The following is a 23448-nucleotide window of genomic DNA, read 5'->3' as shown; positions in this document are numbered from 1 at the left end:
TCAGTCCTCCGCGATCATCGAGCGCGGGTCCAGCAGGGCGAGCACCACGTCGACCACGGTGTTGACCACCAGCACGCCCACGCCGTACACGAGCACGATCGCCTGTACGACGGGGTAGTCCTTGGTCAGGATCGACGACACGATGGTCCTTCCGAGGCCCGGCCACGCGAAGACGTTCTCCACCAGCACGGTGCCGGCGACCATCGAGCTGAGCAGCAGCCCGCAGATGGTGAGCGCGGCGGTGAGCGCGTTGGGCAGGGCGTGGCCGAGGTAGATGGTGCGCGACGGCAGCCGTTTGGCACGGGCGGTGCGGACGAAGTCGGCCTCGAGCACCGAGACCATCTCCACCCGGATGATCCGGGCCAGGATCGCGGCCGGCCCGATCGCCAGCGCGATCACCGGCAGCACGTAGGCGTCCGCGGTCGCGTTGCCGGCCACCGGGAGCACGTGGAGGCTGACGCCGAAGACGTAGACCAGGCCCACCCCGATCAGGAAGTCCGGGATCGTCCCGACCACGACGCTCGTGGTGGTGAAGGCCAGCTCGCTGCGCCGGCCCCGGCCGCGGCGGGTGAGGACGCCCATCCCGACACCCAGCGGTACGGCGACGGCCACGGCGACCGCGAACGCGAGGACCGCCAGCATCAGCGTGGCCGGCAGCCGCTGCGAGACGACGTCGGCGACCGGCAGCTTCGAGCTGAGCGAGGTCCCGAGGTCGCCGGTGAACAGCCCCTGGAGGTAGTGCCAGTACTGGAGCCACAGCGGGTCGTTGAGACCCAGGGACTCACGTCGCGCCTCGACCAGGGCGGTCGGCGCGGTAGGGCCGAGGGCACCACGCACCGGGTCGCCCGGGATCAGGTGGATCATCAGGAACGACGCGGTGACCAGCACCGCGAGCGACATGAGCAGCCGCCCGAGGCGCCGTACGCCGAACCGCACCCAGCGGTGGGACAGGACCCCGGAGAGGCGTCCCACCGCGGGTGGGGTCGAGGCGACCGAGCTCGCCGTCGTCGTCACGTCGTGGTGCCTACTTCGCCATCATCCGGATGCTGGTGGGCACCAGGTTTCCGGGCGTCTCGAACTCCGCGCCGGACCCGAAGGTCGTCACGATGGTGTTGGCGAAGGGCACGATGTCGGCGTTCTCGATCAGCAGCGACTCCGCCTCGAGCCACTTGTCGCAGCCCTCGACCCCGAGGATGGCCGAGGCCTCCTCGACCGCGGCCGAGTAGTCGGCGTTGTCGATGGCACCGAAGTTGGTGCCGTTGGGCGCGGCCGGTCCGGAGAGGAACGGCACCAGCTGGTCGGGGGCGTTGACGTTGAGCGAGACCCAGGTGACGTCCCAGTCGCCGCCACCGAAGATGGTGCTGGTCAGCGAGGTCTCGTTCTGGGCGGAGGCCGTGGCCTGGACCCCGATCTCCTTCCACTGCTGGACCGCGAGCTCGGAGGCGGCAGCGCCGCCGGTGCCGGTGTTGTTCTGGTAGAGGAACACCAGCTCGAGCGGGGTGCCGTCCTTGCTGCGGGTCCCGTCGTCGCCGAGGTTCCAGCCGGCCTGGTCGAGCAGATCAGCGGCGGCGTCGGGGTCGAAGGCGGGGCTGGAGCCGGAGACCGAGTCACCGGGGCACGTGGTCGGCTCGATGGCCGCCAGCGTGGTGGCCGGCCCGCCGGCGCCCGAGGTGAGCACCTTCTGGAGCTCGTCGCGGTCGAGGGCCTGGGTCAGCGCCATCCGGACCAGCGGGTCGCTGGTCGGGCGGCCCTCGGCCTGGTTGTACCACTGCTCGCCGATGAGGGCGGGCGTCTCCGCGGCGTACAGGCCGGCGGCCTCGAGACGCTTGGCGTCGGGCCCGAGGACCTGGGCGGCGTTGAGCTCGCCGGAGAGCAGCAGGTTGGCCGCGGTGGTCTCGTTCTCGGTGATCTTGATGACGACCGTGTCGGGCATGCCCTCGGTCGCGGTGGAGGCGCCGTTCGGGCCCCACGTGTAGTTGTCACGGATCTGGTACGTGTAGCTCTCGCCGGGCGCCGCCTCGGTGAGCTCGTAGGGGCCGGTGCCGCTGGTGGCCTGCGCCAGCGACGTCCGGTCGTCGAGCCCGCTGGGGCAGACGATCGGCAGGCTGGCCAGCCCGTTGAGCACGAACGGCGCCGGGGCCTCCAGCGCGAGCGACACCGTGCCCGCGGCGTCGTCGCCGGTGGCCTTCGCGCCGACCGGGATAAACGTGCCGAGGAACGGGCTCTGGTTCTTGGGGTCAGCGACGAAGTTGAGGTTGTCGGCGACCAGGGTGGGCGTGACCTCGGTGCCGTCGGCACAGGTGATGCCCTCGGCGAGCGTGAGGTCGACCTGGGTGCCCTCAGCGGTCCACTCGGTGGCCAGCGCCGACTCGATCGCACCGGTCTCGGCGTTGACGCTGACGAGCGCGTCGTAGGCGAACTGGGTGACCGCGAAGAGGCCGCTGCCGGCGCCCATCTGCGGGTCCAGGTTGCCCGGGTCCGAGGCCAGGGACATCGTGAACGTGCCGCCGTCGACGACCTCACCTCCGCCTCCCTTCGGCGAGTCCGGGTCGTCGCTTCCTCCGCAGCCGGCGAGGAGAGCAGTGGTGACGCACAGGCCTAGAGCAGTGGCGGTCAGCTTCATGGGCGGGTCCTCTGGTTTGCCGAGTTGGTTGACATGGAGCGGGTGCTGCGGAGCTGGTGAGGGTCAGGAGCCGGCGCGACGTACGGCACGCCCGACGTGGAGGTAGAGCGCGTGGCCCTCGCCGTCGTCACCGAGGAACGCGTGGGGCATGTGCATGCCACGGTCGGCCTCGAGCGGGATCAGGCTGTCGTCGGCGTAGTGGACGAGCTCCTTGCGCTCGGGCTTCTCGCCCATCTCCTCGGCGATGCCGCTCGGCGTCAGGTCCATCCAGATCCGGCCGTCGTCAGCCTGGGAGATGTCGATGTCGAACACCTCGGCGGAGTAGCGGCCGACGAAGCGGGTGGCGTCGAAGGGCTGGGGGTCGGCCGGCGGGGTGGGCAGCGCCGGCAGGCCGACGCCGGCGAGCGCCTCGAGCACGTGGGAGAAGAACTCGCGGTAGATCGAGATGACGTCACCGCCGTTGGTGAGCAGGACGATCGCCACGCCCTTCTCCGGTAGGACGCGGAGGAAGGCCGACTGGCCGATGGTCCCGCCGTCGTGGCCGATGATGAAGCTGCCGGAGCCCGCGGGGGTCTCGAAGAGCTCCCAGCCCAGGCCCCAGTGGGTGCCCATCAGGCCGAGCTCGGGGAGCTTGACCTGCGGCTCCTGCATGGCGGCGACGGTCGCGGCCTCCAGGACGCGGGTGCCGTCGGCGGCCACCCCGCCGTCCATGTGCATCTTGGCGAACGCGACCAGGTCGCGCGGGCGCATGGCCAGCATCGACCCGGCCGGGATGTTGGACCGGACCAGGGCCCAGATCGGCGCCGCCTCGAAGGGTGCGTCGGGCTCGGGCTGGAGGTGGCCGACCGCGGCGCGGTGCAGGATCGCCTCGTAGGGGCTGGTCGCGACGTGGGTGAGGCCGAGCGGCGTGATCAGGTGGTCGCGCAGGCAGGCGTCGAACGGCTTCTCGCGCAGCACCTCGACCAGGCGCCCGAGCACGGTGTAGCCGGCGTTGTTGTAGGAGAACAGCTCGTCCGGCGGGAAGAGCTGGGGCACCTCGTGCAGGACGTCGAGGTACTTCTCGACGCAGTCGTCGCCGACGCCGGTGTCGGTGAAGATGTCGCCCTCGAAGCCGGCGGTGTGCCTGAGCAGCTGGCGGGTCGTGATCTTCACCGCGGCCGACTCGTCGGCGATCTTGAACGCCGGCAGGTAGGTGCGGATCGGCAGCTCGAGGTCGAGCTTGCCTTCCTCGACCAGCTGCATGACCAGCGTCGCGGTCCACACCTTGGTGATGGAGCCGATCTGGAAGACCGAGTCGGCGGTGGCCTCGACCCCGGTGGTCTTGCTCAGGACGCCGGCGGCGGCATCGATGACCTTGCCGTCGGCCAGCACGGCCACGGCGGCGCCGGGCACGTCGTACTTCTCGATCAACGCCGGCAGGTTCTCGGCGATCCAGGTCTCGACGGCCTCAAGTGTCATGCAGGTCACGCTAAGGACGACCGGGGGGCGCCGTGTTCGTCCGCGGTGACAAGGAGGGCGCGGGCGCTCCGTCCGCTGGCACAACCCCTGGCGTCAGGGCAGGACGTCGAAGCGGATCCCCGCCGCCTGGAGCCGGGCGAGGAGCTGGTCGCCCATCGCCTGGGCCGTGGTGACCTGGCCGGCGGTGGTGGGGTTGTCGTCGAAGGCCAGGCACAGCGCCGACTCGGCCAGCATCTTGGCGGTCTCGCCGTAGCCGGGGTCGCCGCCGGAGACCCGGGAGTGGACCGTGCGGCCGTCGCCCTCGCCGACGAAGTCGACGGTGAACCACGACTTCTCGCGCTTGCGCTCGTCGGGGCCCTCGCCCTGCTTGATCCGGCCCAGCAGCAGGTTGCGCAGCGGCTTGACCTGCGCCGACAGCGCGATCGCACCGACGCCGGCCGCGCCGCCCGCGGCGTAGCGCAGGGTCTTGGTGCCGGCGAAGTGGGAGTAGCGGAACTTCGGGCCGTACGACGCCAGCGCGGCGCCCGAGCGGGCCACCACGAACGGGTCGATCGTCGGCATCGGGAGCAGCCAGAAGCCGAGCTGCCCGTCGCGGTGGGGCTTGCCCGCGACCGCGCGCGAGGACCGGCCGCCGGCCGGCTTCGGCTCGACCCGGCGGCGGGCCGAGGAGGCGTCCTTCATCTGCTTGGGGCGCGACATCGCGTTCATCGCGGAGTGGAACGTGCCGCCGGAGAACATCCCGCTGGCCCGGACGACACCGCGCACCGTGACCGGGCCGGAGGCCGCGAGCTGCTGGACGGTGAACAGCGCGCCCAGGTCGTGCGGGATGGAGTCGAAGCCGCAGGCGTGGACGATCCGGGCGCCGGTGCGCTCGGCGGTCGCGTGGTGGGCGACGTACATCCGGTCGACGAACTCGGGCTCGCCGGTCAGGTCGACGTAGTCGGTGCCGGCCTCGGCGCAGGCGGCGACCAGTGGCTCGCCGTGCTCGAGGTAGGGACCGACCGTCGTGATGACGACCCGGGTGCGGGCCGCCACGGCCGCGAGCGAGGCCGGGTCGGTGACGTCAGCGTGGATCAGCTCGAGCTTCTCGAGCGCCGGGTCGATGGCGGCGAGCCGGGCGCGCACGCGCTCGAGCTTCTCGGGACTACGGCCGGCCAGGGCCCACCGCAGGCCGTCGGGGCCGTGCTCGGCGAGGTACTCGGCGGTGAGACCGCCGGTGAAACCGGTGGCGCCGAAGACGACGAGGTCGAGGTCGCGGGACTTGTCCGGGGTCGGCATGACGTCATCGTGGCACTCCCGGGGAGGACGATGGAACCGGGTCCACGTCCCGCCTCGTCGTACCCAGCATTGCCCCTCACCGAAGACCCAGCAGCGGAGACAGCACCGACCGATGGACCATGACGCAGAGTTCGCCGCCTACGCGGAGGAGAGTTGGGGCGCCCTCGTGCGGTCCGCGGTGTTCCTCGGCTGCCGGCTGCCCGAGGCCGAGGACCTCGCGCAGACGACGCTGACCCGCTGCTACGCCGCGTGGGACCGGGTCCGCGCCGCCGACAACCGCGACGCCTACGTCTACCGGATGCTGGTCAACTCCCTGCGCGACAGTCGGCGCCGTCGCTGGTGGGGCGAGCACGCGACCGACCAGGTCCCCGAGGCACCGTTGCGCGGCGTACGACGCGACCCGACCGCCGACGTCGACACCGCCGACGCGATCCACCGCGCGATGGCGGGGCTGAGCAAGGTCAACCGGGAGGTCGTGGTGCTGCGCTACTTCGCCCAGCTCACCGAGCAGCAGACCGCCGAGGCGCTCGGGGTGCCGGCCGGCACCGTCAAGAGCCGCCTCTCGCGGGCGCTCGCGCAGCTCGCCTCCGACAGCCACCTGGCGGGCTTCACCGAAGGACTCAACTCAAGGAGGGGCCCATGAACGACCTCGAGCGCCTCTGGGACGACCTGCCGGTCGGGCCCGCGCCGGTCGCCGACATCCTGCGCGACGGCCGGAACGCCGCCCCCCGGCCGCGGGGCCGGGTGCGGCCCTTCGTGAGGCCGATGCTGCGGGTCGCCGTGCTCGGCGGCATCGCGGCCGCGTTCGTCGCCGGCACCCTCGTCGACCGTCCGCTGGGCGACACCCCGCCCACCGGCCCCGGTGGCGACCGGGTGGTGGTGACTCCCGGTGATGCGGTCACCCCCGCCGCGTTCCACGGCGACCTCCAGCCCGCGGCGTCCTGCGAGGCGCTGCGCCGGCACTACGTCGCGCAGGCGCTGGAGCTGGTCGGCCCCTACGGCTGGGACGCCTACTACCCGCACCTCGCCCGCTTCGGGAGGGTGTTCGCCCGGGACTACGCCGCGATCCCGGCTGCGGGCCAGGTCGCCGCGTACAAGGCGAACTCCCGGGGCCCCCAGACCAGCCACCAGCTGAGCAGCGAGACCGGTACCAACGTCCAGGAGGCCGGCGTCGACGAGCCGGACTCGGTCAAGACCGACGGCGAGCGGCTGCTGCGGCTCGACGACTCCGAGCTGACGACGTACGACGTGACCGGCGAGGAGGTCACCGAGCTCGGGTCGCTCGACCTCGGCGACCTGCGCAACGGCGAGATCATGCTGGCCGGTGACACCGTGGTCGCGCTCGGCAACCCGGGACGGCGCCTCGGTGCCACCCGGGTGGTGACGGTCGACGTCTCCGAGCCCGCCTCCCCCGCCCTGGTGGAGACGGTCGACTACAACAGCCCGCTGGTGACCGCGCGCCAGCACGCCGGCGACATCCGCCTCGTGCTCCAGGCCGGCCTGCCACACCTCGACTTCGTCGAGCCCGCCGGCCGCCGTACCGGCCCGCTCCGGGAGCGGCTCCAGGACGCCCGGGAGGCCAACCGGAAGATCGTGCGCGAGTCGACGCTCGCCGACTGGGTCCCGCGCGTCGTGCGCGACGGCGGGCAGTCTGAGCAGCTCGTCGACTGCGACCGGATCGCGGTCCCGCGGGCCGACCTCGCGCTGGACACGATGGCGGTGGTGGGCTTCTCCGCCGAGACGCCCTCCGAGCTCGACGCGCTCGGGGTGGCCGGCGCCGCGCCGATGGTCTACGAGTCGCCCGACCACCTCTACCTCGCGACGCAGAGCGACTCGTTCGGGTTCGGGTTCTGGCCCGTCTCCCGCAAGGCCGGCTTCGACTCGGGTGTCACGCACGTCTTCGACTTCGCGCTCGACGGCGCCGGGGCGTCGTACGTCGGCTCCGGCGAGGTCGAGGGGTCGCTGGCGGACCGCTGGTCGATGGACGAGCACGACGGCGTGCTGCGGCTCGCGGTCGGCCCGACGTCCGAGACCGGCAACTTCAACTCGATCGTGACGCTGCGGGCCGAGGGCGACGAGCTGGTCGAGATCGGCCGGCTCGACCGGCTCGGGGTCGGCGAGCAGATCCAGTCGGTCCGGTGGTTCCGAGGGCTGGCGATCCTGGTGACCTACCGCCAGGTCGACCCGCTCTACGCCGTCGACCTCACCGACCAGACCGCACCTCGACTGGCCGGGGAGCTCAAGATCCCCGGCTTCTCGGAGTACCTCCACCCGCTCGGCCGGCACTGGATGGTCGGCATGGGGCAGGGTCGGGGCGAGGGGCGCGGCTGGGGAGCCCAGGTGTCGCTGTTCAACGTCTCCGACCTGGCGCGACCGCAACGGCTCGACGTCCTCGAGTACGCCACCGGCAGCGATGCCCGGGCCGGCGACGACCCCCGCCAGTTCACCTGGCTGGGCCAGGAGCGGGTCGCGCTCACCGTGATCTCGCGCTATCGCACCGGCTGGGTGTCGGTGCTGTCCTTTGACGGCGGCGTGATCACCAACCGGATGGTCGAGGTCGAGCACGGTCGCGACGTCGACGACGTACGCCTGGTCCCGCTGCCCGACGACAAGGTCGCCCTGGTGACCGGCGAGGACGTCGAGTTCTTCGGCCTCTGAGCGTTGACCCGCCCGAAACTCACGCCAGACCACGTTGACCCGCCCGAAAGTTTCGGGCGGGTCAACGTGTGGGGCGACGTAAACTCGAGCGCATGTGCCGCAACATCCGACCCCTCAACAACTTCGAGCCGCCGGCCTCGCGCGACGAGGTCACGGCCGCTGCGCTCCAGTTTGTCCGCAAGGTCAGTGGTACGACGAAGCCGTCACAGGCCAACCAGGCGGTCTTCGACCAGGCCGTGCGCGAGATCGCGCACCTCACCCAGCACCTGCTCGACGACCTGGTGACGACTGCTCCGCCCAAGGACCGCGACGTCGAGGCGGCCAAGGCGCGCGCCCGCGCCGAGCTGCGCTACGCCCGATGACGTCCGACCGGTGACCGACGCCCTCGACCTGCTGCGCTCACGCCCGCTCGTCGTGCTCACCGGGGCCGGGCTCTCGACCGACTCCGGCATCCCCGACTACCGCGGTCCCGGTTCGCCGGCCCGCGCGCCGATGACCTACCAGGAGTTCGTCGCCACCCCCGACGCCCGACAGCGCTACTGGGCGCGCAGCCACCTCGGCTGGGGGCGGATGCGCCACGCCGCGCCCAACGACGGGCACCGCGCCCTCGCCGCGCTCGACCCCGAGCTGCTGATCACGCAGAACGTCGACGGCCTCCACGAGGCGGCCGGGTCGCGGCGGCTGGTCGCGCTGCACGGCCGGATCGCCGACGTGGTGTGCCTCGGCTGCCGGGAGACGTCGTCCCGGGTCTCGCTCCACGAGCGGCTGACGGCGCTCAACCCCGGCTTCGCCTCGCGTCATGCGGCGGCGGAGGTCCGGCCGGACGGCGACGTCGACCTCGACGACACGGCCGGCTTCGTCGTCCCGTCGTGCGGGGGGTGCGGCGGGGTGCTCAAGCCGGACGTGGTGTTCTTCGGCGAGAACGTCCCCGCGCCCCGCGTCGAGCGCTGCTACGCCGCGGTCGACGGCTTGGCGTCCTCAGGCGGTGCGCTGCTGGTCGCCGGGTCGAGCCTCACGGTGATGAGCGGCTTCCGGTTCGTACGACGGGCCGCGCGCGCCGGGGTACCGGTGGTGATCGTCAACCGCGGCGTGACCCGCGGCGACGACCACGCGACGTACAAGCTCGACGTGGGCTGCTCGGAGTTCCTCAGCGAGCTCGCCGCCGCCTGAGGACGCACCTCACAGCTTCCGGACGAAGATGTGGTCGGCGGCCTCGGGCGCGATCTCGGCGGTCTCGCCGCCGGAGCCGACGAGCACGCCGTCGGGGGTGGCGACGACGGTGATCGACTTGTCGGGAAGGGCGCCGACGCGGCGCATGGCGCTCATCAGCGACTCGTCCTTCTGCATCTCCTCGGAGATCCGGCGCACGAGCACCCGGCTCTCGTCGGTGCCGGCGGCCTGGGTCAGCGACTCGACGCCGTCCATGAAGTCCTCGCCGACCACGGACTGGCCGAGCTCCTCGAGCCCCGGGATCGGGTTGCCGTAGGGCGACTCGGTGGGGTGGTCGAGCAGCTCGAGCAGGCGCCGCTCGACGGTCTCGGACATGACGTGCTCCCAGCGGCACGCCTCCTCGTGGACGAGCTCCCAGTCGAGGCCGATCACGTCGATGAGGAGTCGCTCGGCGAGGCGGTGCTTGCGCATCACGCGGGTGGCGAGCTGCAGGCCGACCTCGGTGAGCTCGAGGTGGCGGTCGCCCTCGACGGTGAGCAGGCCGTCGCGCTCCATGCGGGCCACGGTCTGCGAGACCGTCGGTCCGCTCTGGTGGAGACGCTCCGCGATGCGGGCACGCAGCGGCACGATGCCCTCCTCCACGAGCTCGTAGACGGTGCGGAGGTACATCTCGGTGGTGTCGATCAGGTCGCTCACGCCGCCCATTCTTACCCATGTGTGTGTGCCTGGCATCGTGGAGACCTATGCCTGCCGTGATGTGGTTCCGCCGCGACCTCCGCCTCCGGGACAACCCGGCTCTCCTCGAGGCCTGCGCCGACGGCGCGGTGCTGCCGCTGTTCGTGCTCGACCCGGCTCTCTGGGAGCCGGCCGGCCCCGCGCGCCGCGCCTACCTGGCCGCGTCCCTGCGCTCGCTCGCCGGCGACCTGCCGCTGGCGGTCGTGACCGGCGATCCCGTACGTCGGGTCGTGCAGGCGGCCGTCGAGGTCGGCGCCGAGCGGGTCCATGTCGCCGCCGACTTCGGGCCCTACGGCCACGCCCGTGACCTCGCGGTCGAGCAGGCGCTCGCCGAGGCCGGGGTCGAGCTGGTCCGCACCGGATCGCCGTACGCCGTGGCGCCGGGACGGGTGACCAGCGGCGCCGGCACCCCCTTCAAGGTGTTCACGCCCTACTCCAAGGCGTGGGCCGACCACGGCTGGCGCGACCCCGTCGACCCTCCGCCCGACCCCACCTGGCTCGGCCTGGCCGAGACCGCCGACCTCCCCGACGCGGAGGCCGAGGGGGTCGAGCTCCCCGAGGCCGGCGAGGCCGCGGCCCGCCGGCAGTGGGCCGGCTTCCTCGACCGCGTCGGCGACTACGGCGACGACCGGGACCGGCCGGGCGTCGACGGCACCTCCCGGATGTCGCCGCACCTCAAGTGGGGCGAGGTCCACCCGCGCACCCTGCTGGCTGACCTCGCGCGCCTGCGCAGCGACGGTGCCGCGACCTACCGCAAGGAGCTGGCGTGGCGGGAGTTCTACGCCGACGTCCTGTTCGCGCACCCCCACTCGGCGCGCGACTACCTCAAGCCCGACTACGCCCGGATGCGCTACGACGACCCGGCCGACCACCTCGAGGCCTGGTGCCAGGGCCGCACCGGCTTCCCGGTCGTCGACGCCGGGATGCGCCAGCTGCGCGCCATCGGCTGGATGCACAACCGGGTCCGCATGATCGTCGCCAGCTTCCTGGTCAAGGACCTGCACGTCGAGTGGCAGCACGGCGCGCGTCACTTCATGCACTCGCTGGTCGACGGCGACCTCGCCTCCAACCAGCACGGCTGGCAGTGGGTGGCGGGCAGCGGCACCGACGCGTCGCCGTACTTCCGGGTCTTCAACCCCACGACCCAGGGCCGCAAGTTCGACCCGGACGCCACCTATGTCCGACAGTGGGTGCCCGAGCTCGCGGACCTGCCCGAGGGGGCCGACCCCCACGACCCGAGCCCGGCCGACCGCGACGAGGTCGGCTACCCGCAGCCGATCGTCGACCACGCCGCCGAGCGCCGCGAGGCCCTGGCCCGCTATGAGGAGATCCGATGAGCGCCACCGACGAGCTGCTCGTGCCGCGGCGCTTCCGCGGCCCCGACCCGTCCGGCAACGGCGGCTGGACCGCCGGCGCCCTGGCCGCGCTGCTCCCCCACGACGCCGACCGGTGTGTGTCGTGGCCGGCAGTCACGGTGGCGCTGCGGCAGCCGCCGCCGCTCGACGTCCCGATGCCGGTCACGGTGTCCGCCGACGGCGCGCACATCGCGTCGTACGACGGCAGCCCGGTGGCGCAGGCACGCTTCGCCGACCACGACCTCGAGCCGGTCGCCCCGGTCGGTGCCGACGAGGCCCGCGCCGCCGAGGCGGCCTACCCCGGCCTGCGCTCCCACCCCTTCCCCGGCTGCTTCGCGTGCGGCACCGACCGCGAGGCGGGTGACGGCCTGCGGATCTTCCCGGGCGAGGTGACGCCGCAAGGCGACACGGTCCGGGCCGCGGCGACCTGGACGCCGCACCCGAGCCTGGCCGAGGACTGGCGCGAGTACCGCGACGACGTACGTCATGCGTCGCTGCCGGTGACCTGGGCGGCGCTCGACTGCGTGGGCGCGTGGGCCGGTGACATGGCGGACCGCCCGATGGTGCTCGGGACGATGACTGCGAGGATCGACGCTCTGCCGGTGATCGGAGAGGAGCACGTGGTGATCGGAGCCGCCCGCGGCCAGGAGGGCCGCAAGACGTTCACGGCGTCCACGCTGTACGACGCCGACGGGCGCGTGGTCGCGGTCGCCGAGCACGTGTGGATCACGGTCGACCCGGCGGCGTTCGCATGAGCGAGTGGTGGCGGCACGCGGTCGTCTACCAGGTCTACGTGCGCAGCTTCGCCGACTCCGACGGCGACGGCATCGGTGACCTGCCGGGCATCACCTCCCGCCTCCCCTACCTGCGCGACCTCGGCGTCGACGCGGTCTGGGTGACGCCCTTCTACCGCTCGCCGCAGCTCGACCACGGCTACGACGTCGCCGACTACCTCGACGTCGACCCCATGTTCGGGACGCTGGCCGACGCCGACGCGCTGGTCACCCAGGCGCACGACCTGGGCCTGAAGGTGATCGTGGACCTGGTCCCCAACCACACCTCCTCCGAGCACGCGTGGTTCCAGGCGGCGCTGGCCGCCGAGCCGGGCAGCCCCGAGCGCGCCCGCTACCTCTTCCGCACCGGCCGCGGCGAGGGCGCGAGCGAGCCGCCCAACAACTGGCGCTCGGTCTTCGGTGGCCCGGCCTGGACCCGGGTCGGCGACACCGACCAGTGGTACCTCCACCTCTTCGACACCAGCCAGCCCGACCTCGACTGGCGCAACCCCGAGATCCCGGCGATGTTCGAGAAGGTCCTGCGCTTCTGGCTCGACCGCGACGTCGACGGCTTCCGGATCGACGTGGCCCACGGCCTGCTCAAGGAGGAGAGCCTGCGCGACCAGCGCGGCCAGGCTCCGGTCTCCGACCACTTCGAGGTCGGCGGACACCTCGACGACGAGCCGATGTGGGACCAGCCCGAGGTCCACGAGGTCTACCGCCAGTGGCGCCGGATCCTGGCGGAGTACGACGGCGACCGGATGGCGGTCGCCGAGGCCTGGACCAGCACGGTGGAGGCCAACGCGCTCTACGTCCGCCCCGACGAGCTGGACCAGGCGTTCAACTTCGACTGGGTGATGGCGCCCTGGTCGGCGAAGGCGTTCGCCGACGTCATCGACTCGACCCTGCCCGCCTTCACGGCCGTGTCCGGCACGCCCACGTGGGTGCTGAGCAACCACGACGTGCAGCGCCACGCCACCCGCTACGGCGGCGGCGAGGTCGGCCGGGCGCGTGCCCGCGCCGCCACGCTGCTGTCGCTCGCGCTGCCCGGCTCGGCCTACCTCTACCAGGGTGAGGAGCTCGGCCTCGAGGAGGTCGACGTCGCCCCCGACGACCGCCAGGACCCGTCCTGGTTCCGCACCGGCGAGCCCGGCCGCGACAGCTGCCGGGTGCCGATCCCGTGGGTCGGCTCCGAGCCGCCCTACGGCTTCGGTCCGGGGGCCGGCCAACCGTGGATCCCGCAGCCCGACGACTGGGCGCCGCTGACCGTCGACGCCCAGGAGGGTGACCCCGGCTCGACGCTGGAGTTCTACCGCAAGGCGCTCTCTGCGCGCCGGGCCGTGGCCCGCGACGCGGGTGACGCGGTCGACGTACACCTCGACGGCGACGTGCTGTCCGTACGCCGGGGTGGCCTGACCGTGGTGGTCAACTGCGGGAGTGCGCCCACCGCCCTGCCCGCGGGTGACGTCGTGATCGCGTCCGGGCCGGTCGGCGACGACCTCCCGCACGACACGGCCGTGTGGGTCAGCTCGGCGGGTTGAGCGCCGCGTTGTAGTGGCCGAGCTCGCGGGCGAACGCCGCGAGCCTTTCGTCGGACCAGTCGCCGAGACGGTCGTCGAGCCACCGCCGGCGCTCCTCCCCGACGGCCTCGAGCCGGCGTACGGCCTCGTCGGTAGCGGAGACCAGCGAGGCGCGACCGTCGTCGGGGTCGGTGACCCGGCCGACCAGGTGGAGGTCGACGAGGTGCTGGACCTGGCGGCTGATCGCTCCCTTGTCGATCGCGAAGATCTCCGACATCGACGACGCGCGCAGCGGGCCGTGCTCGGCGACGTAGCCCAGCATCAGGTAGGCCGCCGGCTGGAGGTCCTCGTGGACCAGGAGCGCCCGCTCGGCGATGACCCGCCGGATCCGGCGGATCAGCACGCCCACCTCCTGCTCGAGGTGGCGCAGCGACTCGGCTCTGCCTGCGGGGCTCATCGCGCGGCGGGCTCCTCAGTGGCGGCGGCCGCCGCGGGGTCGTAGTTGGTGGTGCGCAACGGGACCTCCTTGATGAACAGGACACAGACCAGGGCGGCCACGGCGAACGGTACCGACACCAGGAACAGGTGGCCCACCGCGTCACCGAACGACGCCTCGTAGAGCGCCCGGATCGGCGCCGGGAGGGAGTCGAGGTCGGGGATCGAGTGGCTGGCGTGGGCGTCGGGCGTGATGCCCATCGTCTTCAGCCCGTCGCGGACGCTGGTCGAGACCTGGGTGGCCAGGACGGCGCCCAGCGCGGAGACGCCGATCGAGCCACCCATGGACCGGAAGAACGCCACGACCGAGCTGGCCGCGCCCATGTCCTCGATCCGGGTGTTGTTCTGGACCGAGAGCACGAGGTTCTGCATGGTGGCGCCCAGGCCCAGCCCGACCAGCACCATGTAGGCGCCGACCACGGCCAGGTCGGTCTTCTCGTCGATCTGGCCCAGCAGTGCGAGACCGACGATGACCAGGACCATGCCGCCGACCAGCCAGCGCTTCCACAGCCCGGTGTTGCTGATGATCCGGCCGGTGACGATGGACGAGACGAGCAGACCGCCGACCATGGCGATCGACATCAGCCCCGCCTCGGTGGGCGACATGCCGCGAGCGAGCTGGAAGTACTGGCTCAGGTAGACCGTGGCACCGAACATCGCGACGCCGACCATGACCGAGGCGCCCGTCGCGAGCGCCGTCGTACGGTCCCGGAAGAGTCGGAGCGGGATGATCGGGTCCTTGGCGACGCGCGCCTCGACGTAGACGGACGCGGCGATCACCAGGATGCCGGCGGTCACCATCAGCGCGGTGGTGCCCGAGACCCACTCGAACTGCTGGCCGGCGAGCGAGACCCACACCAGCAGGATGCTGACGCCGCCCATGATCAGGGTGGCGCCGAGGTAGTCGATGGTGACCTGGCGCTTGACCACCGGCAGGTGCAGCGTGCGCTGGAGCACCACGAACGCCAGCGCGGCGATCGGCAGGCCGACGAAGAAGCAGCCGCGCCAGCCGAGCGGGCTGTCGACGATCAGGCCGCCGATGAGCGGGCCGCTGACGGTGGCGAGGGCGAAGACGGCGCCGATGTAGCCGGAGTAGCGGCCGCGCTCACGCGGGCTCACCATGGTGGCGATGACGACCTGGACGAGCGCGGTCAGGCCGCCGACGCCGAGGCCCTGGAAGGCGCGGGCGCCGATGAGGACGGCCATGTTGGGCGCGAACGCCGCGACCAGTGAGCCGAGGGAGTAGACGACCAGCGCGGTCTGGACGAGCAGCTTCTTGGAGAACAGGTCGGCGAGCTTGCCCCAGAGCGGGGTGGTCGCCGTCATCGTCAGCAGCGTGGCCACGACGACCCAGGTGTAGCCGGTCTGGCTGCCCCCGAGGTCGGTGACTATGGCCGGCAGCGCGTTGGTGACGACGGTGCTCGAGAGCATCGCGACGAACATCGCGAGCAGCAGGCCGCTGAGGGCCTCCATGATCTCGCGGTGGGTCATCTGCCCCGACTCCTCCGCCGAGGGCGGTCGCGATGCGGGCGGGGTGACGGCCTGTGACACAGGAGCTCGATTCATACCGGTAGAAGGTTGACGAGGGCAACCATATTCCCGGGGGAGGTCCCTGGCAACCGCTGTGTCCCGAGATACTCGCGGCCGCGTTCTCGGGATAGTCCCTAACACCAGGGCTACTAAGAGGTCTCTCATGGGCTCTGGAGTTGGGGACTATCCCGGCGAGACGACTCATGGAGTGGTCGGAAATAGCAGCGACCCGCAGGCGTGGCCTCCGGGAGGAGACCGCTCCGGGGGACGTGATCCCGGATCACCTGCGGGTCGGGTAGCTGCTAGGAATTCGTCAGCAGCCTGTCGGGCGCTTCCACCCGACATGATGCTGGGCTGCTAGCGGGCAGCCACCTCACGCGTCCTCAAAGAATTCATTCTTCGGACCACCTCCTTTCCCGTGTGCGACAACCGTAGGTCGACCCACGGGCCCGGACAAGGGGTTATTTCTCCCGCCCCACCACCCCGCGATCAGGCGAGGGCAGCGGCGAACTGGGAACGGTAGAGCCGGCTGTAGGCACCGTCGGTGGCGAGCAGCTGGTCGTGGGTTCCCTGCTCGACGATCTGCCCCGCCTCCATGACCAGGATCAGGTCGGCGTCGCGGATCGTGGAGAGGCGGTGGGCGATCACGAACGACGTCCGGTCGCTGCGCAGCGCGGCCATCGCGTGCTGGAGCAGCAGCTCGGTACGGGTGTCGACCGACGAGGTCGCCTCGTCGAGGATCAGCAGCGCCGGGTCGGACAGGAAGGCCCGGGCGATGGTGACCAGCTGGCGCTCCCCTGCCGACAGGTTGCCGCCGTCCTCGTCGACCAGGGTGTCGTAGCCGTCGGGCAGCGAGTGGACGAACCGGTCGACGAACGTCGCGCGCGCGGCCTCCAGGATCTCGTCCTCGGTGGCGTCGGGCCGGCCGTAGGCGATGTTGTCGCGGATGGTGCCCTCGAAGAGCCACGTGTCCTGGAGCACCATCCCGATCCGCCCGCGCAGCGCGGCGCGCGGCATCTCGGTGATGTCGACCCCGTCGAGCGTGATCCGTCCGGCGTCGAGCTCGTAGAAGCGCATCACCAGGTTGACCAGCGTGGTCTTGCCGGCACCGGTCGGGCCGACGATGGCCACGGTCTGGCCCGGCCGGGCGACCAGCGAGAGGTCGGAGATCAGCGGCGACTCCACGTCGTACGAGAAGGCGACGTCCTCGAACGCGACCTCCCCGCGGCTGGCGACCGGCTCACCGGTGGCCGCCCGGTCAGGCACCTGCTCGCCGGCGTCGAGCAGCTCGAAGACCCGCTCTGCTGAGGCGACCCCGGACTGGAGGAGGTTCATCATCGAGGCCACGGTGGTGAGCGGCTGCGTGAACTGCCGCGTGTACTGGATGAACGCCTGCACCTCGCCCAGCGAGAGCGAGCCGTTGGCGACGCGGACACCACCGACGACGGCGATCACGACGTAGTTGAGGTTCCCGACGAACATCATCAGCGGCATGATCAGCCCGCTCACGAACTGCGCCCGGAACGACGCCTCGTAGAGCTCGTCGTTCTGCTCGGCGAAGGCGGTCTCCACCTCACGCTGGCGGCCGAAGACGGTGACCAGCGCGTGCCCCGAGAAGGTCTCCTCGATGTGGGCGTTGAGCTTGCCCGTACGGCGCCACTGGGCGATGAACTGCCCCTGCGAGCGCTTCATGATCTTGGCCGTCGCGTACATCGAGACCGGCACCGACACCAGGGCGATCAGCGCCAGCGTCGGCGAGATCCAGAACATCATCGACAGCACGGCCAGCACCGTGAGCAACGAGGTGAGCAGCTGGCTCATCGTCTGCTGCAGGGTCTGGCTGATGTTGTCGATGTCGTTGGTGACCCGGCTGAGCAGCTCGCCGCGCGGCTGCCGGTCGAAGTACTCCAGCGGCAGCACATTGACCTTGTCCTCGACGTCGGAGCGCATCCGGCGCACGGTGCTCTGCACGACGTCGTTGAGCAGGTAGCCCTGGAGCCAGCCGAGCACGGACGCGCCGGCATAGATGGCGAGTACGCCGACGAGCACGTCGCGCACGCCGTCGAGGTCGATCGGGCGCTGCGCGAGGTAGCCGTCGAAGATCAGGTCGGTGGCGTGCCCGAGCAGCCGCGGTCCGAGCGCCATCAGGCTGACGCTGACGACCGCGAGCAGGACGACCGCGATCGCCTTGGCGCGCTCGGGCGACATCTGCGCGACCAGCCGCTTGGCGGACGGTCCGAAGGTCATCGCCTTCTGCCCGACCATGCCGCCGTGCATCGGGCCGCGACCCGGGCCACCGATGGGCGCCTCGATCCGCTCGGTCTCCTTCATCGTCCCGGCGGGCTTGGGCTGCGCGGGTGTCTCGGTGCTCATGCTGCCTCCTCCGCGCTCAGCTGGGACGCGACGATCTCCTGGTACGTCGGGTTGTCGGCGAGCAGCTCGGTGTGGGTGCCGCGGCCGACGACCCGCCCGTCCTCGAGCACGAGGATCAGGTCGGCGTCGCGGATGGTCGAGACCCGCTGGGCGACGATCACCACGGTGGCGTCGCGGGTGACCGGCCGCAGCGCCGCGCGCAGCCGGGCGTCGGTGGCGAGGTCGAGGGCCGAGAACGCGTCGTCGAACAGGTAGATCTCGGGGCGCCGTACGAGCGCGCGGGCGATCGCGAGCCGCTGGCGCTGGCCGCCGGACACGTTGGTGCCGCCCTGCACGATCGGGGCGTCGAGGCCCTCGGGCATCGCCTCCACGAAGTCGCGCGCCTGCGCGATCTCGAGCGCGCGCCACAGGTCGTCGTCGGTGGCGTCCGGGTCGCCGTGGCGCAGGTTGGTCGCGATGGTCCCGGTGAAGAGGAAGGCCCGCTGGGGCACCAGCCCGATCCGGGGCCAGAGCAGCTCGGGGTCGAGGTCGCGGACCCCGACGCCGTCGACGCGCACCTCGCCGGAGGTCGCGTCGAAGAGCCGCGGCACGAGGTTGAGCAGGGTCGTCTTGCCGGCGCCGGTCGAGCCGATCACCGCGACCGTCTGGCCGGCCCCCGCGCTGAAGCTGATGTCGGACAGCACCGGCTGCTCGGCACCGGGGTAGGTGAAGCCGACGCCGTCGAGCTCCAGGTGACCGCGGCCGGTGACCTCACGGACCGGCTCGGCGGGAGGTACGACGGAGGAGTCGGTGTCGAGCACCTCGGCGATCCGGTCGGCGCACACCGAGGAGCGCGGGATCATCATCAGCATGAACGTGCCCATCATCACCGACATCAGGATCTGCATCAGGTAGCTCAGGAACGCCGTCAGGGCACCGACCTGCATCTGGCCGGCGTCGACGCGCTGGCCGCCGTACCAGATGACCGCGACGCTGGAGACGTTCACGACCAGCATCACCAGCGGGAACATGGTGGCCATCCAGCGCCCCGCCCGCACGGAGACCTCGGTGAGGTCGTCGTTGGCCTTCGCGAACCGGCGGGCCTCGTAGGGCTCGCGCACGAACGCGCGCACCACCCGGATGCCGGTGATCTGCTCGCGCAGCACCCGGTTGACGCCGTCGATGCGCTCCTGGACCAGCCGGAAGCTCGGCACCATCTGGGAGACCACGACGCCGACGGCGAGGAAGAGTGCGGGTACGACGATCGCGAGCAGCCAGGAGAGCCCGAGGTCCTCGCGCATCGCCATCAGGATGCCGCCGACCATCATGATCGGCACCGACACCGCCATCGTGCACGTCATCAGCGCCAGCATCTGCACCTGCTGGACGTCGTTGGTGTTGCGGGTGATCAGCGACGGGGCGCCGAACTGGGCGACCTCGCGCCCGGAGAACGACCCGACCCGGTGGAACACCGCGGCCCGCAGGTCGCGGCCGAACGCCATCGCCGTGCGGGCGGAGAACCACACCGCCACGACCGAGCACGCGATCTGGAGGAGCGAGACGCCGAGCATGACCGCGCCGGTGCGCAGGATGTAGTCGGTGTCGCCGACCGCCACGCCCTCGTCGATGATGTCGGCGTTGAGGCTCGGCAGGTAGAGCATCGCGACCGTGGCCGTGAACTGGAGGACCACGATCACGGCCAGCCAGGTGCGGTAGGGCCGCAGGTAGGTGCGGAAGATCCGGAGCAGCATCAGTCCCTCTTTCGGAGCCCGAGCAGGACCGTGTCGACGATCTGGTCGGGGGTGAGCAGGCGCCCGTCGGCGACCTTCTGGTGACTGCCTGCGAAGGTCAGCAGGCGCAGGACGTGGACGAAGTGGTCGACGGGTACGGCGAGCTGGTCGGCGTCGTCGCCGACGACGCCGGCGAGCAGCGCCTCGAGGCGCACCCGCCAGGCCTCGTGCTCGGCGGAGTCGTGCAGGTGGTGGGGCGGGCCGACGAGCTCGACCTTCTGCATCAGCTCGAAGGTGGCCCGGAAGCGCTGTTGGAGGATCGCCACGAGGTTGACCAGGCGGCTGCGCAGCGGCTGGGTCGGGTCGATGCCCTCGATCCGCGCGACGACGTCGCCGGGCTCGAACGCCCGGGCGAGCGCGGCGTCGACCAGCTCGTCCTTGGAGTCGAAGACCCGGAAGATCGTGCCCTCGGCGACCTTCGCCGCCTCCGCGATCTGGCGGGTGGTCACCGCCCGTCCGTGGACGCGCAACAGCCGCAAGGTCACATCGGTCAGCGCGGAGCGTCGCTCCTCGGCGGACATCGGTCGGGCTCGGGCCATGTCCGTCAGCCTAAGTGAGTGAGCACTCACTCACAAGTTGGTCAGGCCGGCTGGGCGCGAGGTACGAGCGCACGGCCGAGGCTGTCCAGGTCGAGCAAGCGACACGACCGAGGCACGAGGTCGTGTCAGCGCGTCGAGACCCGGCTGCCTTCGCACACGATCACGGTGCCAGCCGCTCCGCGACCCAGCCTCCGTCGGCACGCCGGTAGGCGAGGCGGTCGTGCAGCCGCCCGCGCCGTCCCTGCCAGAACTCCACGACCTCGGGGCGCACGAGGTAGCCGCCCCACTCGTCCGGGACCGGGACCGTCACGTCGTCCGGGAAGCGGCGCTCCACCTCGTCGTACGCCGCGTCCAGCTCCTCGCGGCCGGCCACGGCGCGCGACTGGTGCGACGCCCAGGCGCCGAGCTGGGAGGGGCGCGGCCGGGAGGCGAAGTAGGCCTCGACCTCGTCGCGCGGCAGCAGCTCGGCGACCCCCTCGACCCGGACCTGGCGCTCGAGCAGGTGCCAGGGGAACGCCAGCGCGCAGTGCGGGTTGCCGGCCAGGTCGCGGCCCTTGCGCGACGCGATGTTGGTGAAGAACCGGAAGCCCTCGTCGTCGTAGCCCTTGAGCAGCACCATCCGCACGGACGGTCGGCCCTCCGGCCCCACCGTGGCGAGGTCCATGGCGTTGGGTTCGTGCAGGTTCGCCGCGAGAGCGTCGGCGAACCAGCGCCCGAACATCCCCATCGGGTCGGAAGCCAGGTCGGCTTCGAAGAGCCCGCCGGCGGCGTACTCCTGACGCAGGCCGGCGAGGTCGGCGTCGTCGTGTGTGTTGTCGCCCATGCCCGGCAATCTAGGCCGTGGGGCACAATGCCTGCGGCACGCCCACTCCCTCGGGCGTCAGACAGAGGAGTCGCCGGATGACCGAGGTACACCACGGGCTGGAGGGCGTCGTCGCCTTCGAGACCGAGATCGCAGAGCCCGACAAGGAAGGCTCCGCGCTCCGCTACCGCGGTGTCGACATCGAGGAGATCGTCGGTCGGGTCCCGTTCGAGAACGTGTGGGGACTGCTGATCGACGGCAGCTACGACCCGGGCCTGCCGGCCGCCGAGCCCTACAACCTCGCGGTCCACACCGGTGACGTGCGCGTCGACGTGCAGGCCGCCGTGGCGATGCTCGCACCGGCGTTCGGCTTCGGCCAGACCTACGACATCTCCGACGAGCAGGCCCGTGAGGACCTCAGCCGGGTCGCCGTGATGGTGCTGTCGTACGCCGCGCAGTCCGCGCGTGGGCTCAGCCAGCCGGTCGTCCCGCAGCGCCTCGTCGACCAGGGCGCCACCCTCGCCGAGAAGTTCTTGATCCGCTGGAAGGGCGAGGCCGACCCCAAGCACGTCAAGGCGATCGACGCCTACTGGTCCTCGGCCGCCGAGCACGGCATGAACGCGTCGACGTTCACCGCCCGCGTGATCACCTCGACCGGTGCCGACGTCGCGGCCGCGTTCTCCGGCGCGATCGGCGCCATGAGCGGCCCGCTGCACGGCGGCGCGCCCGCTCGGGTGCTGACGATGATCGAGGCCGTCGAGGAGATGGGCGACGCGACCAAGTACGTCAAGGGTCTGCTCGACTCCGGCGAGCGGCTGATGGGCTTCGGCCACCGCGTCTACCGCGCCGAGGACCCGCGCGCCCGCGTGCTGCGTCGTACGGCGAAGGAGCTCGGCGCGCCGCGCTACGAGGTGGCGCACGAGCTCGAGAAGGCCGCGCTGGCCGAGCTGCGCGAGCGCCGCCCCGACCGGGTGCTCGAGACCAACGTGGAGTTCTGGGCCGCGATCGTCCTCGACTTCGCCGAGGTGCCCGCCAACATGTTCACGTCGATGTTCACCTGTGCCCGCACCGGCGGCTGGTCGGCGCACATCCTCGAGCAGAAGCGCACCGGCCGTCTGATCCGGCCCTCCGCCGTCTACTTCGGCCCGGCCCCTCGCCCGGCCAGCGAGGTGCGTGGCTGGAAGGACGAGTGGGCCGGCTGAGCCGTGCTGCATGGGACGCCGAGGCCGAGGCGTTCGACGACGAGCCCGACCACGGCTTGCGTGATCCCGTCGTCCGGGAGGCGTGGCGCGCACTGCTGCTGTCGGTGCTGCCGGAGGCTCCCGGCCGGGTGGCCGACCTCGGCTGCGGCACCGGCACGCTGGCGCTGCTGCTCGCCGAGGAGGGGTACGTCGTCGACGGCGTCGACTTCTCCCCGGAGATGGTGCGTCGCGCGCGGGCCAAGGCCACCGGCACGACCGGCGTGACCTTCGTGGTCGCAGATGCCGCCGAGCCGCCGCTCACGCCGGCGACGTACGACGTGGTGCTGTGCCGCCACGTCCTCTGGGCGCTGCCCGACCCGGCCGCGGCCCTGGCCCGGTGGCGCGGGCTGCTTGCGCCCGGCGGCCGGGTCGTCCTCATCGAGGGCAGCTGGTCGACCGGCGCCGGCCTCACGGCGGACGAGACCGTCGCACTGGTCGAGGGTTCGGGGATGCGGGCCGAGCTGAGGCGGCTGCCCGAGGCCGTCTACTGGGGCCGCGAGATCACCGACGAGCGCTACCTGGTCGTCGGGGCCTGACCTCAGCCCCGACTGGTGCGGCGGAGGTACTCCACGCCCCGCGGCGACAGGTCGTAGCCGACGTCGTAGCTGCGGGTGAGGCCGAGGTTCTTGAGCTTGCGGACGTCGATCTTGAACGGGTCGCGCTCGCGGCCGACCTCGGCGGCCAGGTCGGGTGCCCGCACCCGCGGCCGCCGGCCGATCAGCTCGAGGGTCTGCCGGGTCCACGGGCCGTGGCTGCTGGCGCGGTCGAGCCGCGCCAGCCGGGCGTCCAGCGCGGCCACGTCGTCGTCGGTCAGGTCGGCGTCCTCGCGCAGCGCGATGCGCGGGTCCTCGCCGACCCACGAGAGCCGCACGCGGTACGTCGCCAGGCTGGCGTCGGGTGCCAGGCGGGCGCGCAGCCGGTCGGCGTCCGGGTGGCCGGCGCGCACCGCCTCCTCGTCGGTGATCGCGTCGGCATCGACCACGCTCACCTCCTCGACGCGAACCACCCCGGCGACCGTCTTGAACGTGCGGCCGGGCTGGACGTCCTGCCGCTTCCAGCGCCGGAACGCGAGGTCCATCGAGCCGTCGGCGACGCCGCGGGCGACCTTCATCGGGAGCAGCACGTGTCC

At 71.8% G+C, this 23448-nt stretch carries 21 protein-coding genes; 9 read left to right on the top strand and 12 right to left on the bottom strand.

Annotated features, from left to right (window positions below; translation table 11 throughout):
- The 4 genes from BLR90_RS06150 to BLR90_RS06135 all read right to left on the bottom strand — a co-directional run bounded on the left by BLR90_RS06150 (window position 1) and on the right by BLR90_RS06135 (window position 5359).
- Window positions 1–1014, bottom strand: a complete 1014-nt coding sequence (locus tag BLR90_RS06150) for an ABC transporter permease (protein WP_245715182.1) — start codon at window positions 1012–1014, stop codon at window positions 1–3.
- A gap of 10 nt (window positions 1015–1024) precedes the next feature.
- Window positions 1025–2623 carry an ABC transporter substrate-binding protein gene (locus tag BLR90_RS06145; protein ID WP_091023597.1) on the bottom strand — a complete coding sequence of 533 codons (1599 nt, stop codon included), beginning with the start codon at window positions 2621–2623 and terminating at the stop codon, window positions 1025–1027.
- 63 nt (window positions 2624–2686) lie between these two features.
- Complete coding sequence (locus tag BLR90_RS06140; RefSeq protein ID WP_091023595.1) at window positions 2687–4081, bottom strand: serine hydrolase domain-containing protein; 1395 nt, start codon at window positions 4079–4081, stop codon at window positions 2687–2689.
- Window positions 4082–4174: 93 nt separating this feature from the next.
- A complete protein-coding gene (locus BLR90_RS06135) occupies window positions 4175–5359 on the bottom strand; it encodes a saccharopine dehydrogenase family protein (protein ID WP_091023593.1) in 1185 nt (394 codons plus the stop codon).
- 112 nt (window positions 5360–5471) lie between these two features.
- On the opposite strand from BLR90_RS06135, the gene BLR90_RS06130 reads away from it, so the two are divergent.
- From BLR90_RS06130 to BLR90_RS06115, 4 genes are all read left to right on the top strand, one after another.
- Entirely contained in the window at window positions 5472–6002 is a 531-nt protein-coding gene (locus BLR90_RS06130; RefSeq protein ID WP_091023591.1) for a SigE family RNA polymerase sigma factor, read from the top strand.
- Window positions 5999–8017 carry a beta-propeller domain-containing protein gene (locus BLR90_RS06125; RefSeq protein ID WP_091023590.1) on the top strand — a complete coding sequence of 673 codons (2019 nt, stop codon included), beginning with the start codon at window positions 5999–6001 and terminating at the stop codon, window positions 8015–8017. The genes BLR90_RS06130 and BLR90_RS06125 overlap by 4 nt, the downstream gene beginning before the upstream one ends.
- A 92-nt stretch (window positions 8018–8109) precedes the next feature.
- Window positions 8110–8379, top strand: a complete 270-nt coding sequence (locus tag BLR90_RS06120; RefSeq protein ID WP_091023589.1) for a DUF2277 domain-containing protein — start codon at window positions 8110–8112, stop codon at window positions 8377–8379.
- A gap of 10 nt (window positions 8380–8389) precedes the next feature.
- Window positions 8390–9187 (top strand): Sir2 family NAD-dependent protein deacetylase, encoded by a 798-nt coding sequence (locus BLR90_RS06115; protein WP_091023588.1) that lies wholly within the window; start codon window positions 8390–8392, stop codon window positions 9185–9187.
- Window positions 9188–9196: 9 nt separating this feature from the next.
- Here BLR90_RS06115 and BLR90_RS06110 read toward each other — a convergent pair whose 3' ends face one another.
- Window positions 9197–9883, bottom strand: coding sequence for an iron-dependent transcriptional repressor DtxR (locus tag BLR90_RS06110; protein ID WP_091024488.1), 687 nt, complete (start codon window positions 9881–9883; stop codon window positions 9197–9199).
- A 47-nt stretch (window positions 9884–9930) separates the two neighbouring features.
- Between BLR90_RS06110 and BLR90_RS06105 the strand changes: the two genes are divergently transcribed.
- The 3 genes from BLR90_RS06105 to BLR90_RS06095 are packed head-to-tail and all read left to right on the top strand — an operon-like array spanning window position 9931 to window position 13591.
- Entirely contained in the window at window positions 9931–11259 is a 1329-nt protein-coding gene (locus BLR90_RS06105) for a cryptochrome/photolyase family protein (RefSeq protein ID WP_091023586.1), read from the top strand.
- Complete coding sequence (locus tag BLR90_RS06100; protein ID WP_091023584.1) at window positions 11256–12032, top strand: hypothetical protein; 777 nt, start codon at window positions 11256–11258, stop codon at window positions 12030–12032. Before BLR90_RS06105 ends, BLR90_RS06100 begins: the two co-directional genes overlap by 4 nt.
- Window positions 12029–13591, top strand: a complete 1563-nt coding sequence (locus tag BLR90_RS06095; protein ID WP_091023582.1) for a glycoside hydrolase family 13 protein — start codon at window positions 12029–12031, stop codon at window positions 13589–13591. Before BLR90_RS06100 ends, BLR90_RS06095 begins: the two co-directional genes overlap by 4 nt.
- On the opposite strand, the gene BLR90_RS06090 is transcribed toward BLR90_RS06095, so the two are convergent.
- The 6 genes from BLR90_RS06090 to pdxH all read right to left on the bottom strand — a co-directional run bounded on the left by BLR90_RS06090 (window position 13575) and on the right by pdxH (window position 21099).
- On the bottom strand, window positions 13575–14027 hold the full coding sequence (locus BLR90_RS06090; protein ID WP_091023580.1) for a MarR family winged helix-turn-helix transcriptional regulator: 453 nt from the start codon (window positions 14025–14027) through the stop codon (window positions 13575–13577). The genes BLR90_RS06095 and BLR90_RS06090 overlap by 17 nt on opposite strands.
- Window positions 14024–15556: an MDR family MFS transporter gene (locus tag BLR90_RS06085; RefSeq protein ID WP_091023578.1), complete on the bottom strand. Its 1533-nt coding sequence runs from the start codon at window positions 15554–15556 to the stop codon at window positions 14024–14026. The genes BLR90_RS06090 and BLR90_RS06085 overlap by 4 nt, the downstream gene beginning before the upstream one ends.
- A gap of 528 nt (window positions 15557–16084) precedes the next feature.
- On the bottom strand, window positions 16085–17968 hold the full coding sequence (locus BLR90_RS06080) for an ABC transporter ATP-binding protein (RefSeq protein WP_091023577.1): 1884 nt from the start codon (window positions 17966–17968) through the stop codon (window positions 16085–16087).
- Window positions 17965–19698 (bottom strand): ABC transporter ATP-binding protein, encoded by a 1734-nt coding sequence (locus tag BLR90_RS06075; protein ID WP_091023575.1) that lies wholly within the window; start codon window positions 19696–19698, stop codon window positions 17965–17967. Before BLR90_RS06075 ends, BLR90_RS06080 begins: the two co-directional genes overlap by 4 nt.
- Entirely contained in the window at window positions 19698–20276 is a 579-nt protein-coding gene (locus BLR90_RS06070) for a TetR/AcrR family transcriptional regulator (protein WP_091023573.1), read from the bottom strand. Before BLR90_RS06070 ends, BLR90_RS06075 begins: the two co-directional genes overlap by 1 nt.
- Window positions 20277–20436: 160 nt before the next feature.
- Window positions 20437–21099 (bottom strand): pyridoxamine 5'-phosphate oxidase, encoded by a 663-nt coding sequence (pdxH, locus tag BLR90_RS06065; RefSeq protein WP_091023571.1) that lies wholly within the window; start codon window positions 21097–21099, stop codon window positions 20437–20439.
- 77 nt (window positions 21100–21176) lie between these two features.
- Between pdxH and BLR90_RS06060 the strand changes: the two genes are divergently transcribed.
- Both BLR90_RS06060 and BLR90_RS06055 read left to right on the top strand, forming a co-directional pair.
- Window positions 21177–22280 (top strand): citrate synthase 2, encoded by a 1104-nt coding sequence (locus tag BLR90_RS06060; protein ID WP_091023569.1) that lies wholly within the window; start codon window positions 21177–21179, stop codon window positions 22278–22280.
- Window positions 22268–22855 (top strand): class I SAM-dependent methyltransferase, encoded by a 588-nt coding sequence (locus tag BLR90_RS06055; protein WP_170254268.1) that lies wholly within the window; start codon window positions 22268–22270, stop codon window positions 22853–22855. The genes BLR90_RS06060 and BLR90_RS06055 overlap by 13 nt, the downstream gene beginning before the upstream one ends.
- Before the next feature lie 2 nt (window positions 22856–22857).
- Here BLR90_RS06055 and BLR90_RS06050 read toward each other — a convergent pair whose 3' ends face one another.
- Window positions 22858–23442, bottom strand: a complete 585-nt coding sequence (locus tag BLR90_RS06050; RefSeq protein WP_091023567.1) for a hypothetical protein — start codon at window positions 23440–23442, stop codon at window positions 22858–22860.
- Window positions 23443–23448: the final 6 nt, after the last annotated feature.

The sequence above is a fragment of the Nocardioides szechwanensis genome (assembly GCF_900103935.1).
Classification (GTDB): domain Bacteria; phylum Actinomycetota; class Actinomycetes; order Propionibacteriales; family Nocardioidaceae; genus Nocardioides; species Nocardioides szechwanensis.
This window is presented reverse-complemented; position numbering and strand designations above follow the sequence as displayed.